The 15,232-nt window shown below is 65.6% G+C and carries 14 protein-coding genes; 7 read left to right on the top strand and 7 right to left on the bottom strand.

Translation table 11 applies throughout. The features are described from left to right. Positions 1-654, top strand: a complete 654-nt coding sequence (gene hpt, locus OK015_RS27925) for a hypoxanthine phosphoribosyltransferase (RefSeq protein WP_268128108.1) — start codon at positions 1-3, stop codon at positions 652-654. 338 nt (positions 655-992) lie between these two features. Here hpt and OK015_RS27920 read toward each other — a convergent pair whose 3' ends face one another. The 4 genes from OK015_RS27920 to OK015_RS27905 form a co-directional block, all read right to left on the bottom strand. Continuing rightward, positions 993-1,745 (bottom strand): SIMPL domain-containing protein, encoded by a 753-nt coding sequence (locus tag OK015_RS27920; protein ID WP_268128107.1) that lies wholly within the window; start codon positions 1,743-1,745, stop codon positions 993-995. Then, positions 1,654-2,025: a hypothetical protein gene (locus OK015_RS27915; protein WP_268128106.1), complete on the bottom strand. Its 372-nt coding sequence runs from the start codon at positions 2,023-2,025 to the stop codon at positions 1,654-1,656. Before OK015_RS27915 ends, OK015_RS27920 begins: the two co-directional genes overlap by 92 nt. After that, complete coding sequence (locus tag OK015_RS27910; protein ID WP_268128105.1) at positions 2,022-3,269, bottom strand: cytochrome P450 family protein; 1,248 nt, start codon at positions 3,267-3,269, stop codon at positions 2,022-2,024. Before OK015_RS27910 ends, OK015_RS27915 begins: the two co-directional genes overlap by 4 nt. Positions 3,270-3,339: 70 nt before the next feature. After that, the gene (locus tag OK015_RS27905; protein WP_268128104.1) at positions 3,340-4,140 is read right to left on the bottom strand and encodes a helix-turn-helix transcriptional regulator; all 801 of its coding nucleotides are present in this window, start codon (positions 4,138-4,140) and stop codon (positions 3,340-3,342) included. Positions 4,141-4,582: 442 nt separating this feature from the next. Here OK015_RS27905 and OK015_RS27900 point away from each other — a divergent pair, with 442 nt between their 5' ends. The 4 genes from OK015_RS27900 to OK015_RS27885 all read left to right on the top strand — a co-directional run bounded on the left by OK015_RS27900 (position 4,583) and on the right by OK015_RS27885 (position 8,702). Then, positions 4,583-4,882 carry a PE family protein gene (locus OK015_RS27900; protein ID WP_268128103.1) on the top strand — a complete coding sequence of 100 codons (300 nt, stop codon included), beginning with the start codon at positions 4,583-4,585 and terminating at the stop codon, positions 4,880-4,882. 12 nt (positions 4,883-4,894) lie between these two features. Further along, complete coding sequence (locus tag OK015_RS27895) at positions 4,895-6,136, top strand: PPE family protein (RefSeq protein ID WP_268128102.1); 1,242 nt, start codon at positions 4,895-4,897, stop codon at positions 6,134-6,136. A gap of 213 nt (positions 6,137-6,349) precedes the next feature. Then, positions 6,350-7,336 (top strand): helix-turn-helix domain-containing protein, encoded by a 987-nt coding sequence (locus OK015_RS27890; RefSeq protein WP_268128101.1) that lies wholly within the window; start codon positions 6,350-6,352, stop codon positions 7,334-7,336. A gap of 241 nt (positions 7,337-7,577) precedes the next feature. After that, positions 7,578-8,702: a cytochrome P450 gene (locus OK015_RS27885; RefSeq protein ID WP_268128100.1), complete on the top strand. Its 1,125-nt coding sequence runs from the start codon at positions 7,578-7,580 to the stop codon at positions 8,700-8,702. Positions 8,703-8,828: 126 nt separating this feature from the next. Here the strand turns inward: OK015_RS27885 and OK015_RS27880 are convergent, their stop codons facing one another. From OK015_RS27880 to OK015_RS27870, 3 genes are read right to left on the bottom strand one after another with little or no spacing between them, the layout of a single operon-like run. Next, complete coding sequence (locus OK015_RS27880) at positions 8,829-9,845, bottom strand: zinc-binding dehydrogenase (protein WP_268128099.1); 1,017 nt, start codon at positions 9,843-9,845, stop codon at positions 8,829-8,831. Next, positions 9,845-11,032 (bottom strand): LLM class flavin-dependent oxidoreductase, encoded by a 1,188-nt coding sequence (locus OK015_RS27875; RefSeq protein ID WP_268128098.1) that lies wholly within the window; start codon positions 11,030-11,032, stop codon positions 9,845-9,847. Before OK015_RS27875 ends, OK015_RS27880 begins: the two co-directional genes overlap by 1 nt. Beyond that, positions 11,029-11,997 (bottom strand): alpha/beta fold hydrolase, encoded by a 969-nt coding sequence (locus OK015_RS27870; protein ID WP_268128097.1) that lies wholly within the window; start codon positions 11,995-11,997, stop codon positions 11,029-11,031. Before OK015_RS27870 ends, OK015_RS27875 begins: the two co-directional genes overlap by 4 nt. A 174-nt stretch (positions 11,998-12,171) precedes the next feature. Between OK015_RS27870 and OK015_RS27865 the strand changes: the two genes are divergently transcribed. After that, positions 12,172-12,537, top strand: a complete 366-nt coding sequence (locus OK015_RS27865; protein WP_268133167.1) for a VOC family protein — start codon at positions 12,172-12,174, stop codon at positions 12,535-12,537. Positions 12,538-12,844: 307 nt separating this feature from the next. Continuing rightward, complete coding sequence (gene ftsH, locus OK015_RS27860) at positions 12,845-15,226, top strand: ATP-dependent zinc metalloprotease FtsH (protein ID WP_268128096.1); 2,382 nt, start codon at positions 12,845-12,847, stop codon at positions 15,224-15,226. The last annotated feature ends 6 nt before the right edge of the window (positions 15,227-15,232 follow it).

Below are 15,232 nucleotides of genomic sequence, written 5' to 3'. Positions count from 1 at the left end.
TTGTCGCCGCCGTTGGTTGTTCGGCCGCTGGCATGGCACGCTGTGGGCGTGGCCCAGACCTCCTCGGCGATAACACCCGAGCAGCCAGTGGACCTCTACCCGGGGGACATCAAGTCTGTGCTGCTCACCACCGAGCAGATCCAGGCCCGAATCAGCGAGCTTGGCGAGCAAATCGGCAATGACTACCGCGAGTCCGTGAGCGAGATCGGACAAGACCTGCTGCTGATCACCGTGCTCAAGGGTGCGGTGATGTTCGTCACCGACCTGGCTCGCGCGATTCCGGTGCCGACGCAGTTCGAATTCATGGCCGTCAGCTCCTACGGGACGTCGACGTCGTCCTCGGGGGTGGTCCGCATCCTCAAGGACCTGGACCGCGATATCAACGCCCGCGATGTGTTGATCGTCGAGGATGTCGTCGACTCCGGCCTGACCCTGTCGTGGCTGCTGCGGAACTTGAAATCCCGCCATCCCCGCTCGCTGCGGGTGTGCACGCTGCTGCGCAAACCCGATGCGGTGCGGGCCAACGCCGAGATCTCCTATGTGGGCTTCGACATTCCCAACGACTTCGTCGTCGGCTACGGCCTGGACTACGACGAGCGTTACCGCGACCTCTCGTACATCGGCATGCTGGACCCCAGGGTCTACGAGCAGTAGCCGCGCGACTCAATCCGTGGTGGCGACCCGCTGCGCCCGGCTACGCCGCGCTTGCGATCGCCACTGATCCGTGGGTGGCGACCCGCTGCGCCCGGCTACGCCGCGCTTGCGATCGCCACTGATCCGTGGGTGGCGACCCGCTGCGCCCGGCTACGCCGCGCTTGCGATCGCCACTGATCCGTGGGTGGCGACCCGCTGCGCCCGGCTACGCCGCGCTGGCGATCGCCACTGATCCGTGGGTGGCGACCCGCTGCGCCCGGCTACGCCGCGCTGGCGATCGCCACTGATCCGTGGGTGGCGACCCGCTGCGCCCGGCTACGCCGCGCTTGCGATCGCCACTAATCCAGCTCCCAGACCGCGGTCACGGAGAAGCTCACCGTCTGCTGGCCCGGCTCCAGCGGTACCGCGGTGGCCATGGCTTTCGGCGGCGCCGGCGGCGACCCGGCCGTGGGTGAGCTGCCGGTTGCCTCGGAGATGGACAGCACCTTGCCCAACCGCAGCCCGGACAGCTGGGCGTATTGGTCGGCGCGGTTCTTGGCGTCGTTGAACGCCCGCGCCCGAGCGTCCTTGACCAGCTGCGAGTCATCGGCGATGGAGTAGCTGACCGAACTGATCCGGGTGGCGTCGCCGCCGGTGCTCACGATCAGCGCGAGCATGCGCGACGCAGCATCGGTCGGATGGATCTTGACCTGGATGGCATTGGTGGCGCGGTAGCCCGTGATGGTGGCGGTGCCGCTGGGCTCGGGATTGCTGTATTGCGGCTGCAGCGTCACCTGGGTGGTGCTGATGTCCTTGCGGTCGATGCCGGCGCCGACGAGCGCAGTGATGACTGCTTGCTGGCGGTCATTGGTCTGGTTCATGGCCGCGGTGACGTCGGCGGCGCTGAATTCGATACCGACGTCGGCTGTCAATGTGTCCGGGACGCCTTGCACCTGCCCTGATCCCAGCACGGTGACCTGACGCGGATTCACCCCCGGCGCGGGAGTCGCACTGTGGGAATCACACGCCGATACCGTGGTCACGGCCAAACTGGCCGCAACCACGGCAATCGAGGCGCGCAGCAATCCCGGAGCACGTTGTTCGATCGCCATGCCTGGCACCATAGCCGTTCGGCGCGCCGCGGCTCCAGAGGTTGCTCATCGCCTGGTCATCGCGATCGTCTTCGATCAGCTCGTGAGGTCGAATCGTTTTGCGCGAAAGCCAGTTTGAGATCACTGCCATCACGAATAGCTGCACGATCACCAGTGCCAGAGGTAGATTCGCCGCGATCGTCGCCCATATCAGCGCGGGCGTTGCGATCGGTGCCAGCATCAATCCCGCGATCATGCCCAGCAATTGGATCGCGCCGCCTTGGCTTCTGTTTTCGTTCATCGGCGTTCGCACAGGCGAACGGGAAGCGCGGTCAGCCCGCGCATCAATGTGCTGTTCCGATAGTGCAGAACGACGCTGTCATCCAATGCGATCCGGTCAAAACGCGCAAGAAGCCGGCCGATCGCGATTTCGCCTTCGAGACGTGCCAGCGGTGCTCCGAGGCAGTGGTGGATGCCGTGGCCGAACGCCAGGTGCGGGTTCGGCGCGCGCGTGACATCGAGGCGATCCGGGTCGTCGAATTGCCGGCCGTCGTGATTGGCGCCGAGCAAGGCGATCAAGACCAGTTGGCCCTCCGGTATCTCGACATCACCGACCCGCACCGCCTCGGTGGTGAACCGCATGGTGGCCGTGTTGAGCGGACTTTCGAACCGCAAGAACTCCTCGACCGCCGTCGGCATCAACGACGGGTCGGCACGCACTGCGGCGAGTTGAGATGGGTTGTGCAGCAATGCAAGAACACCGTTGCCGATCAGGTTTACCGTGGTTTCGTAGCCGGCCAGGATCAGCAGGTAAGCCGTCGACAGCAGCTCGTCGTGGGACAGTGCGTCGTCGACGTCGGACGCGTGCACCAATGCGCTGAGCAGGTCGTCAGCCGGCAGTACGCGCTTCTGCGCGATCAACGCGGTCAACAGGTCGATCAACGCATTCTCGGCCACCACCAGTTCGTCGGAGTCGGTGCTGGTGAGCATTGGTTCGACGTGCAGGCGAAAGCGGTCGCGATCGTCGGGCGGCACGCCCAGCAGCCTGCCGATGACGCCCAGCGGCAGCGCCAGCGCATACGAGGGCATCAGATCCACCACGGCATCGCCTTGCGCGGCGACCGCAATCCGATCAAGCAACTCGTCGGCGATCGCGACGATGTCGCGTCGCATCTTTCGCACGCTGCCGGCGGTGAACTCCTTGGTGAGCAGTTTGCGCAGCCGGGTGTGATCGGGCGGATCCCGCAGCAACATATGGCTGTTGAGCAGCGACCTATGCTGAGCATGGTCGTCCGGTGGGAAGAACCCGGTGAGGCCGTGCCAGTTCTTACTCAGCCTTGGGTCGGCCAATAACGCCCGCGCCTCGGCGTAGCGGGTGACGATCCAGGCATCTGCCTCACCCCAGATCTCGACGTGATGCACCGCGCTCTGCGCGCTCAGCCGGCGATACAAGGGATGGGGATCCTGGATGAATGCCCGGCCAAGCCGCGGCGAGTTCTCAGTCGGCGCAGGAGCTGCGTCGATCTCAGATTCGTTCCGGCTCACCCCACGAATACTGCTGTCGCCAATGCTTTGTATCCAGGACGCATGATTCCTGGTTGCGCGACACCTAGGCTTAGGTAGCGCCCAGGCGACGCATCCCGGCCTCCGACGGCGAACCGGGTTCGGCCCAATAGGTCACCAGCACCCGGCCGGTCGCCGGCAACACCATCTGCTGATAGTTGAGATTGAGTTTCCCCACCAGCGGGTGATTGACCAGCATCACTCCGGCGGGTTCGTATTTGACTTCATGGCGCTCCCACAGGTGACGGAACCGGGGACTTTGCTCTATCAGTTCGTCGACCAGCCTGATCAGGGCGGGATCTGGGCGTTGGCCGTACAAGACGCGAATCAAGGCAACCGCCCATACGGTCAACTTCTTCCAGTTGCGGTAGAAGTTCGGCAGGTCTTGGTCGAGAAATAATTCGCGCATGGTGTTGGCCCCGACCGCGAAGCTTGGTGACAGCGCGCTGGCAAGCTCGTTCGCGACGACGACCGTCAGACCGGGGTCGACAACGTGGGCGGCCGCCAGCGGCCAGCCGTTAATCAGACCCCGAATGCCGGGATGCGGCTCCTGTAGTCGTTCGACAACGTCGGCCGACTGGTGGCGCATCAGGTTTCGCATGTATGCCACTGCATCGTCGTCCAGCCGCAGGGCGCGGCTGATGGCGTTGAGGACCTGGTCCGACGGATGCTCTTCGCGGCCCTGCTCGAGCCGGAGGTAGTAGTCGGTGCTGATGTTGGCGAGTATCGCTACTTCCTCGCGCCGCAGCCCGGCGACTCTGCGACGCCCGCCGGCTGGCAAACCCACGTCGGCGGGCTGGACGATGCTTCGGCGAGCCCGCAGAAATTGCGCGAGGGCAGATTCCTCGGTCACGGTTGTTGACCCGCGGAGGTTTCAGGCGTCGGCATCGATACCGTCCCGTCGCATTGCGAATTAGCTGCTTTGACCAGCATAGCCAGCAGTTAGCCGGCATTCAGCGGGCAGGCAAGGCCAGTAGTCGAGGTGCCTTCGCGCGCGAAAGCATAAATCTTGCCGGAGGAGTCCCGTGCAAGTTCATACAGTCCTCCAATCATATTTGTTTGCAGACTTTTTCATTCAAAAGACAAAAGTCGCAGCCTCTCAGACCAGGAATGTGAACAGTTTTCGACTCGATAATGAATTGGCCAGTCTGGGTCTGTCATTTCTCGGTGCGGCGCATCTAACGTTCCCAGGCATCTGATTCGGGAGACCGCAATCGGGTACTGAAGAGTCATCGGGTGCTGAAAGTCTTAAGACACCGAAAGTTGTTGAATCAAAACTGTTTTGAGGAGGAAACATGTCCTTCGTAAGGGCACGGCCAGAAGTGCTGGATGCGGTCGCGGGTGAACTGCACAGCGTCAATGCGGCAGTGCGGCAGGGAAGTTCGGCTGCCGCAACACCGACGACGGGTGTGGTTCCCGCCGCTGCCGATGTGGTGTCGATATTGACTGCGGCACAGTTCGCTTCGCATGCGCAACTCTTTCAGGCGATCAGTGCCGAGGCGGCGACGGTCCGAGAGCAGTTGGCGGCAACGCTCGGCCTCAGTGCCGGTTCGTATGCCGCCACGGAGATCGCCAATGCCACCGCGGCCGGTTAGGCGAGGACACCGATGCTGGATTTCGCGCAGTTACCACCGGAGATCAACTCCACGCTGATGTATTCGGGACCGGGCTCAGGCCCGCTGCTGGCCGCCGCGGCGGCCTGGGATGGGCTCGCCGCCGAGCTGTATTGCGCGGCAGCCATCTACGGGTCGCTGATCGCCGCCCTTACCGACGGCCCTTGGGAGGGGCCGTCCGCCTCGTCGATGCTGTCCGCAGCCATGCCCCAAGTGGCGTGGCTGCACAGCACGGCCGGGCAGGCGGAACAGGCCGGCAGTCAAGCCGCGGCGGCCGCGGGTGCCTTTGAGGTGGCGTTCGCCGAAACGGTGCCCCCGCCGGTGGTCGCGGCCAACCGGGCGTTGTTGATGGAGTTGCTGGCCACGAACTTCCTTGGGCAGAACACCGCGGCGATCGCGGCCACCGAAACGCAGTACGGCGAGATGTGGGCTCAAGACGCGACCGCGATGTACGGCTATGCGGGTGCGTCCTGCGCGGCGTCGACATTGTCGCCGCCCCAACCTGCAGTCCCCACGACCAACCCGGCCGGGGCGGCCGGCCAGGCCGCAGCGACGGCCCAGGCAGCCGGCAACAGCGCGGGTACCAACGCGCCGGCGCTCAACGCGGTGCCCCAGACGTTGTCATCGCTGGCCGGGTCGCTGAATGCCCAGGCGGCTCCGGGGTTTTCGCTGGGCGGGATCGGCATGAACGCCGAAGGTGATGGGCTGCAGCTGAGCGGTCCGCTGGGTGACCTTTTCGAGGGTCTGACGGGGTCTCAAGTCCTGGATGCGAGCTCGCCGTTCGACGCCTTCATCCGATTGATTTCGCCGACAAGGCTTTTCACCACCGCGTTCAAAGACGTCCAAGGTCTGGCCCAGGGTTTCGCGCCCCAGGCCGCAAAGGCCGCCACCGACGGCGCCGCCCATGCGGCCGAGGGTGCGGCGAAGGCGGTCGAGGCTGTGCCGCGTGCGCTTTCCGGCGCTCTGGGCAATGCCGCGGGCGCGGTGGGCAGGGCGGGATCCGTTGGCGGCCTGTCGGTTCCGGCCTCTTGGGCGGCTGTCACCCCGGTGGCGACCCCCAGCGTCGTGACGGTCGACGGCCTCGGTGCCGCCGCGGCGGCACAACCCGCGACCAACGCGGTCGGGGGGATGCCGCTGATGGGAACCGGGACGGGACGCGCCGCGGCGGCCCACTTTGCTCCTCCCCGATACGGTTTCAAGCCCATGGTGATCGCCCACCCGCCGGCCGGAGGGTGATTCGAAGGCTCTCCACCGGGGTGGGGCCGCCAGCGCGGTCGGATCCAGGCGGGCCTGCGTCCCGCGGCAAACCAATTTGCGGTCGGCGATTTCGAGTTTCGCGCTAGCTTGAGCCGGTGCTGGGCCTCGATGACTGTCGTTGCCCGCGGTTGTGCTTGCGGTGTGCCGATGCTGGGCGGTGGACCGGGCCCCCCTCGCGGCCCGTTCGAGAGCTTGATCACAACCGCCGATGACATGGTGCCGGGCGGGCGGATGATCGGAAACGTGCAGATTCACGAGTACTCAGGCGAGACGCTGGAACCGATAGCACGTGAGAGCTTCGTACCGGTGAACTTCCGAACAGGACCCGACTTCAGCGGGCGCATCGCGCTGCAGGAGATGGGCGGAGCCGTCACGCTCTCCCAGGCCTACTCGGGAGGCCCGCATCGGATGCTGCGCACCGAGCGGATGACCGCCAAGACGTCGGCAGATGACGTGCTGCTCTTCATCATTCATGTCGCCGGTGCAACAAGCGTCCACCAGCGTGATCGCCTCGCCGAGCTGGCGGTCGGTACAGGAGTGTTGACCGAGGCGCGCAGTCCGTGGGAGATCGTCTCTCCGACGGAGAGCAAGTGCCTGATTTTGACTTTCTCACGCGAGCTGCTGGCGCTCCGCAACGCGGAGATCTCCGAAAGCTGTGCGCGCGGCATCGATCCCGTAGCGCCCGGCATGCAGATGCTGTCGAGCTATCTGAGACAGCTGTTCGTCGCAGCCGACCGCCTTACCGCCGAGCAGCGGCTGGATGCCGGGCAAGCCGCAATTGATTTGCTCGCGATGGCGCTGCGGAATGTCGCACCTTCTTGTGTGCCGGGCGAGGACGGCTCCGCGGGTGTGTTACTCGACATGATGCTGATGCACGTGCGAGACCATCTGGCCGATCCGAAGCTTCGGGTCGAGGAGCTGGCCCGGCGGCACTACGTGTCGGTCCGGCGTGCGTACACCCTGTTCGAACGGATCGGGACGACGCCCGGCGCTTACCTGCGCCACGAGCGGTTGGTCGCAGCACGGGCGATGTTGTCCGACCCGCGGTACGCCCGACGTGGCATATCGGACGTCGCAGCTGCCGTTGGCTTCCTCGAACGCAGGACCTTCGAACTGGCGTTCCGGCGCGAGTCCGGGATGACCCCGGGCGCCTGGCGACGCGAGCACTTGCGGTCCTAACCCCCTGTCGCGACCGAGCCGCAGAAAATTTCGCCAGGTAGTGCAGGAAACGCCATGCCCAGCTGGGGGTCTGGGTTGGTCGACTGATCCGACACGGCGACTTCTCAGGCCGGGTGCCTGGTTAGTGCCGACTGGATCGGAGGATCACGTGGCGCGGACGTACCCGTTCAATGAGTCCAATCGGCTCGAGCTAGACCCGACTTATCGGGAATTGCGGAGCGGCTGTCCGGTCTCTCGGGTAGTGCTGCCCCACGGTGGGGAGGCTTGGCTCGCCGTCCGGCACGCCGATGTCCGCTCGGTGTTGCACGACCCACGTTTCAGTCGCGCTGCGGTCGTCGGGCGGGACGTCCCGCGGGTCCGGCCCGAGGTCGAGCAGAACCCCAACTCGATCATGAACATGGATCCTCCTGACCACACGCGGCTGCGCAAGTACCTGGCCAGAGCATTCACCACTCGGCGGGTAGAAGCGCTGCGCCCCCGCGCGGCGGAGCTGACCGCGGAGCTGCTCGCCGGACTACGCGCGGCCGGACCGGGTTCGGATCTCGTCGAGCACATGTCGGTGCCGTTTCCGCTCACGATCATCTGTGAGCTGCTGGGTGTGCCCATCGCGGACCGGCACATCTTCCGGTCGGCGTCGGACGCGATCATGTCGATGTCCGCGATGAGCTCCCGGGAGCGGCTCGAAGCCACAGATCAGCTCATGGCCTATATGGCCGGCATGATGAGGCAGCGCCGGATCACGCCGACCGAAGACCTGATCGGCGCGCTTGTCCGTGCCTACGACGAGGGTGATCGTCTGTCCGAGGGCGACCTGCTTGAGCTCGGAATCGCCATCCTCGTCGCCGGCCACGAGACGACGATGAGCCAGATCAGCAACATGACGTACACCCTGCTGACCCGCCGCGGGCGGTGGGCGGCGCTGGCGGCTGACCCCGAGGCGGTACCGGGGGCTGTTGAAGAGCTGCTGCGCTACACCCCGCTCCTTGCGTCCGCGGGGTTCCCGCGCATCGCGATAGAGGACGTCGAGCTCTCGGGTGTGATGGTGCGGGCGGGGGAGACGGTCGTGCTGTCGCTCAATGCCGCCAACCGTGATCCCGAACTTTTTGCCGACGCAGAGGAGCTGCTGCTGGATCGGGCTGCGAACCGCCACATCGCATTCGGGCATGGAGCCCACCATTGCCCCGGTGCGGGGCTGGCCCGAATGGAGCTGCAGGAAGTCCTCAGAGGCCTGCTGCGCGAGTTCCCGGACCTTCGTCTCGCCGTGGCGCCCGAGGATGTGCAGTGGCGCACGGGTGCTCGCATCCGGGGTCCACGGGCGCTGCCGCTGGCCTGGGGTTCTCGAGGGCGTAGTGGCCGCGATTCTTAAGAGCGACGCGAGTCGACGGCCCGGTGACGGTTCGGTCGCTCTGCTGCACACTTGCCCTGCTGGCCGCCCTGACTCTGGCATTGGTGTCGGCATGTGGTTCCGTCTGGAAGTTGACGATGGGCGGGCCTAGGGCGTAACCAGAATCTTGCAGTGCCGCTCGGGATCGGCGAGGTCGTCGAAGGCCGCGCCGACCCCGTCCAGGCCCACCTCGCCGGTGATCAACGGGCTGACGTCGATGTCGCCCTCGGCCATCGAACGCAGGGCCTCCGCGAACTCTTCGGGACCATAGGCCAAGCAGAACTGCACATTGATTTCTTTGGCAATCGCGAAGAACGGATGGAAGGTGTCGGCCTCCATGCAAACTCCGGCGATGACCAGCCGCGTGCCCGCCCGCGCTCGCAAGAGCACGTCGTCGATGATTCCGGGCACTCCGATCGCCTCGAACACCACCGCGGCTTTGACCGTGTCGAACGGCGAACCCTGCGCGGCATCCAGCGTCTGGTGGGCGCCCATCGCGGTGGCGAGTTCTCTTCGCTTCGGCGAAAAATCGGATGCCACAATGCTTTCCACGCCGCGCGCCCGAAGCGACGCGATGATCGCGATGCCGATCGGACCGCAACCCAACACCAGGGCGGTCTCACCCGGCGCGATGTCCGACTTGTTGACGGCGTGCAGCCCCACCGCCATCGGCTCGGTCAGGGCGGCGTGTTTGAAATCCAGGCCGTTCGGGACGGGCAGCAGCAGCGGTGCGGAGAGCAGCATCCGTTCGGCATAACCGCCGATGGTGCTGTTGCTGTAGACGATCGGTTCCGCCCCCTTGGCAGACAACAGCACCGGAATCGACGTGACGATGGTGCCGGCGGGGTGGGTATCGGTGTCGGGCCCGGCTTCGAGCACCTCGGCGGTGAATTCGTGGCCCATGAAGACGTCGCGCCTCAGATCGACGTCCATCCCGGTGAAGGCACCGGCACCCAATTGACCGCTGAGCGAGAGCACCTGTTCGCCATGCGCGGCGAAATGCAAGTCGGAGCCGCAGATTCCGCAGGCGCGGATTGCGACCAGCACCTGTCCGGATTCGGGTACCGGGTCAGCAACGTCGTCCCGGTAGACCATCCGGCCGCCGCGCAGCACCGCCGCGCGCATCAGTTCACGGCACCTTCCTGCTCGCCGACATGCTCGGTGATGGCTTTCACGACGGCCTCTCCGGCGCGGCCGATCAGTTGGTCGCGATGGTCCTTGGCCCAGTCGTGCGAGGATCGCGATGCCGCCAACTGTCCCTTGAAGTGGGGAATCACCTTGCGGGCCATCAGGTCATAGGAGTGATACGTCGCTTCCGGGGAGGCCCAGTCATGACCGAGCATCAGCAGCGTTCCGAAGCCGCCCGATCGTTCCAGCAGATCCTCGATGTGTGCGATCGCCTCGTCGGGTGTGCCGATGCAGCAATTCCCTTTGGCTGCATAGTCTTCGACGAACTCATAGGGCGTCTGCGTGCCCTCGACGGTGTTGGCCAGCGGGACGAATCCCGCCGCTCCGAAGTAGTTGGCGAAATCCTGGAGCCCGTAGGTACAGTCGTTGATCGCTTGGTCGCGGCTGTCGGCGACGTGCATGATGGACAGCACCCGCCAGTCGGCCCGACAGGGTTCGTCGCGTCCGACCCTGGCGGCTTGCTCGCGCACGATGTCCCAGGTGGTTTCCAGCGCGGCATAACCGCCGGGGACCGACATCGACAGCGACAGCAAGGACGTACCCAGGGTGCCCGCCAGCCGCGGCCCGGACGGCGAAATCATTGCCGCCGTGGAGATTTCCGGATAGGGCCAGGTGTACGGGCGGATGTGCAGCTGCGCGTCACGCAACGTGAACCAGTCGGTGTGGCGGTCGATTCGCTCGGTGGGCCCGGCGCGGAACAGGGCGAGAATCGCTTCGAGGGATTCCTGCATCATGGGCCGCTGATCGACTGGGTCGATGCCCATCATGTAGGCGTCCGAGGGCAGCGCTCCGGGACCGGTGCCGAACATCACCCGGCCGCGGGTCAGGTGGTCCAGCAGCACCCAGCGGTCGGCCACCATCAGCGGATGATGGTAGGGCAGCGACACCACGCCGGTGCCCAGCCGGATGTGTTTGGTGCGTTCCGCGGCGGCCGCGATGAAGACCTCCGGGCAGGCGATCAACTCGTAGCCACCGGAGTGGTGTTCGCCGAACCAGGCTTCGTCGAACCCCAGGCGGTCCAGGGCAACGACGCGTTCCATGTCGTATTCCAGTGCCACCGTTGGGGATTGGCCGATAGGGTGAAATGGTGTGATAAAGACGCCGAAACGAAGCGGTGCGTTCACCGCAGCTCCAATCCGTTGAGAAATTCCAGCAATATGGTGTTGACTTCGTCGGGTCGTTCCTGTTGCAGCCAGTGCCCGGCACCCTCGAGCATCACCTGGCGGTACGGCCCGGAGATGATCTCGGCGGCGCGGTCGGCGCGGGTGAAGGCGAGAACGGGATCGGCTGTGCCGCCGATGAACAAGCACGGCACCGAGATCTTCATGTCGGCGAGTTCGGCGGTGATCTCCCAATTGCGGTCGAAATTGCGATACCAGTTCAGGCCGCCGGTAAATCCAGTGCGGGAAAATTCGCTGATGTAGTGGTCGAGTTCGTCCTGGCTTATCCACTCCGGCAGCGCATCGGGTTCGGGGAGACGATCGATGAAGCCTTCCGGGCCCGGTGCCGCCATCCGCATCCCCGCGGCTTTGTCGGCGGATGTCCGTAGGCCGCCCAGCAACCGGCGGAGCGCCCGGGCGGGATCACCGTTGAGTTCGGCGTCGGCGATACCCGGCTCCTGGAAATACAGGATGTAGAAGAAGTTCTCACCGAAGGTCCTGCGCCAGGCCTGCGTCGGTGCCACCTGCGATCTGGGCGTGGCCGGCACGCTGAGGGCGGCGACGGCCGCGACCCGGTCGGGGTGCAGCAACGGCGCATGCCATACCACCGGGGCACCCCAGTCATGGCCGACCCAGACGGCTTTCTCGGCGCCGACGTCGTCGAGCAAGCCGACGATGTCGGTCGTCAGTTCTCGGATGTCGTAGGCGTCGATCGCGTCAGGGCGAGAAGATCCGCCATACCCGCGCTGGTCGGGCGCCAGCACGTGATAGCCGGCCTCGGCGAGCGCCGGAATCTGGTGTCGCCAGGAGTAGGCCAATTCGGGAAAGCCGTGAGCCAAGACCACCACCGGTGCACCGCGGTCGCCGTCCTCGACGACCCGTAGCCGCACCCCGTTGGTATCGACTAACCGTTCGGTTGATCTGGGCACCAACACACCAAATCACAACGCCTCTGGCCTGAGAAGTATTCACCGAGGTTGAAAATGGCCGTTCACTGCCAGGTCTGGTAGATATCGCGGATACATGGCTAGGCGAAAGCGGGTGGAGTCGGCGTGAGGCGCCTGGACCACATTGTGTTGTGGACGAAGAATCTGCCGGCATCGATGGACTTCTATACGAAGGTGATCGGGCTTGCGCCGGTGCGGTTCGACGAATACCGGGCCGGAGAAGCTCCGTTTCCGAGTGTGCGGGTGTGCGAGGACTCGATCATCGACCTGATGCCGATAGCCGGCATCGGCGCCACCGATTTGCTGACCAAAGTCACGGGCAGTGCCGGACACCCGGTCAACCACGTTTGCCTGGCGCTGTCGAAGCCGGAGTATGAGGCCTTGGATGGGCGTCTGCAGGCCGCAGGAGTGGACACCAGCGCCCGTCTCGACCGCAGTTACGGAGCCCGGGGATGGGCGCCGCACATTTTCTACTTCTCCGATCCGGACGGCAATGTGGTCGAAGCCCGCTATTACGACTAGTCGCGTAACCGTGAGCACGATCATGTCTGTGCGGTGTCATGGGGGTGGGTCCTCGCCCAATCCGAGGCGTCCCCGAACTCAATTCGCGGTGCGCTAGGTCCTATCGGGAACCGCCTGCCGTTGACTGGGTAGGACGGTGCCGATCCGCTGCGCTCCGGCATTGCCGGAGCTGGCGATCGCCACTGGAGATGACGGTGGCGACCTGTTGCGCTCCGGTTACCCGGAGCTGGCAATCGCCACAGAGGTAACCTGAACTTTTCCAGCTGCGTGTATCGGGGAAGGACCTGGCCGAAACGGCCGATGATTAATGAACCGGAAAAACGTGATTCGCACGGTCACGGCGATCGCTGTAGTAGTGCTGCTCGGCTGGTCGTTCTTCTACTTCAGCGATGACACCCGCGGTTACAAGCCCGTTGACACCTCGGTGGCGATGTCGCAGGTCAAGGACGACAACGTCAAGAGCGCGCAGATCGATGACCGGGAGCAGCAACTGCGGTTGACCCTGAAGAAGGGCAACAACGACACCGACAACTCCGACAAGGTCATCACCAAGTTCCCCAACGGTTATGCCGTTGACCTGTTCAACGCGCTCAACGCGAAGAACGCCAAGGTCGCCACCGTTGTCAACGAGGGCAGCATCCTGGGCGAGCTGCTGGTCTACGTGCTGCCGCTGCTGCTGCTGGTGGGGCTGTTCGTGATGTTCTCGCGCATGCAGGGCGGGGCCCGGATGGGCTTCGGCTTCGGCAAATCGCGCGCCAAGCAGCTCTCCAAGGACATGCCCAAAACCACGTTCGCCGACGTCGCCGGTGTCGACGAGGCGGTCGAGGAGCTCTACGAGATCAAGGACTTCCTGCAGAACCCGTCGCGGTATCAGGCGCTGGGCGCCAAGATCCCCAAGGGTGTGCTGCTCTACGGGCCGCCGGGAACCGGTAAGACATTGCTGGCCCGCGCGGTGGCCGGCGAGGCCGGGGTGCCGTTCTTCACCATCTCGGGTTCCGATTTCGTCGAGATGTTCGTCGGTGTCGGAGCCTCGCGGGTGCGCGACCTGTTCGAGCAGGCCAAGCAGAACAGCCCGTGCATCATCTTCGTCGACGAGATCGACGCGGTGGGCCGGCAGCGCGGCGCGGGGCTCGGCGGTGGCCACGACGAGCGTGAGCAGACGCTCAACCAGTTGCTGGTCGAGATGGACGGGTTCGGCGATCGCGCCGGCGTGATCCTCATCGCGGCCACCAACCGGCCCGACATCCTGGACCCGGCACTGCTGCGCCCGGGCCGCTTCGACCGGCAGATCCCGGTGTCCAACCCCGACCTGGCAGGCCGGCGTGCGGTGCTGGCCGTGCACTCGAAGGGCAAGCCGATCGCCCCGGACGCCGACCTGGAGGGGCTGGCCAAGCGGACCGTCGGCATGACCGGCGCCGACCTGGCCAACGTCATCAACGAGGCGGCGCTGCTGACCGCGCGCGAAAACGGCACCGTGATCACCGGGCCGGCGCTGGAGGAGGCCGTGGACCGGGTAATCGGCGGGCCGCGGCGCAAGAGCCGGATCATCAGCGAGCAGGAGAAGAAGATCACCGCCTACCACGAAGGTGGGCACACCCTGGCCGCCTGGGCGATGCCCGACATCGACCCGGTCTACAAGGTGACGATCCTGGCCCGGGGACGGACCGGAGGGCACGCGGTAGCGGTGCCCGAGGACGATAAGGGCCTTCGCACCCGGTCGGAGATGATTGCCCAGCTGGTGTTCGCCATGGGCGGGCGGGCCGCCGAGGAACTCGTGTTCCGCGAGCCGACCACTGGGGCGGTGTCCGACATCGAGCAGGCCACCAAGATCGCGCGGGCGATGGTCACCGAGTACGGCATGAGTTCCAAGCTGGGCGCCGTCAAATACGGCACCGAACACGGCGACCCGTTCCTCGGCCGGACCATGGGCAACCAGGCCGACTACTCCCACGAAGTTGCCCGCGACATCGACGACGAGGTCCGCAAGCTCATCGAGGCCGCGCACACCGAAGCGTGGGAGATCCTCACCGAATACCGCGATGTACTGGACACGTTGGCCGGCGAGCTGCTGGAAAAGGAAACCCTGCATCGAGCCGAGTTGCAGGCGATCTTCGGCGACGTCGACAAGCGGCCCCGGCTCACGGTGTTCGACGATTTCGGCGGCCGCATCCCTTCGGACAAGCCGCCGATCAAGACGCCCGGCGAGCTGGCGATCGAGCGCGGCGAGCCGTGGCCCCAGCCGATCCCCGAGCCGGCCTTCAAGGCAGCTATCGCGGCGGCCAGCCAGGCCGCCGCGGACGCACAAGCGGAAGCCGATAGAAAAGCCCACGGCCCCAACGGTTCTCATGGCGGTCAGGGCGGAGGCGATCGCGAGGGGGCAGGACGCCGTCCCACCCAGCCGGACTACGGAGCTCCGGCGGGCTGGCATGCGCCCGGCTGGCCGCCGCCACCTCAGCAGCAGCAACAACCGCAGGGCCACTGGTATCCGCCTCCACCGCAGCCGTATTGGCCCCAGCCGGCCCCGAGTTACCCAGGCCAGCCGAGCCGGGGCCAGGGCCAGGCGTCATATCCGCCCTATCCGCCCTATCCGCCCTACCCCCCGCCCGGCCAGCCCGGTCCGGATCCGGCAAAATCTCCTGACCAACCGGATGAGGATGTGAGCCGGTCCAACCCGCCGGCCCGCGGCTGACGAACG

The sequence above is a fragment of the Mycobacterium sp. Aquia_216 genome, assembly GCF_026723865.1.
In the GTDB taxonomy this organism is placed as follows: Bacteria; Actinomycetota; Actinomycetes; order Mycobacteriales; family Mycobacteriaceae; genus Mycobacterium.
This window is presented reverse-complemented; position numbering and strand designations above follow the sequence as displayed.

Coding starts and splice junctions, on each gene's coding strand:
- OK015_RS27920 (WP_268128107.1), bottom strand. CDS start 1,745: ATGGCGATCGAACAACGTGCTCCGGGATTGCTGCGCGCCTCGATTGCC.
- ftsH (WP_268128096.1), top strand. CDS start 12,845: ATGAACCGGAAAAACGTGATTCGCACGGTCACGGCGATCGCTGTAGTA.
- OK015_RS27900 (WP_268128103.1), top strand. CDS start 4,583: ATGTCCTTCGTAAGGGCACGGCCAGAAGTGCTGGATGCGGTCGCGGGT.
- OK015_RS27865 (WP_268133167.1), top strand. CDS start 12,172: ATGGACTTCTATACGAAGGTGATCGGGCTTGCGCCGGTGCGGTTCGAC.
- OK015_RS27880 (WP_268128099.1), bottom strand. CDS start 9,845: ATGCGCGCGGCGGTGCTGCGCGGCGGCCGGATGGTCTACCGGGACGAC.
- OK015_RS27895 (WP_268128102.1), top strand. CDS start 4,895: ATGCTGGATTTCGCGCAGTTACCACCGGAGATCAACTCCACGCTGATG.
- OK015_RS27915 (WP_268128106.1), bottom strand. CDS start 2,025: ATGAACGAAAACAGAAGCCAAGGCGGCGCGATCCAATTGCTGGGCATG.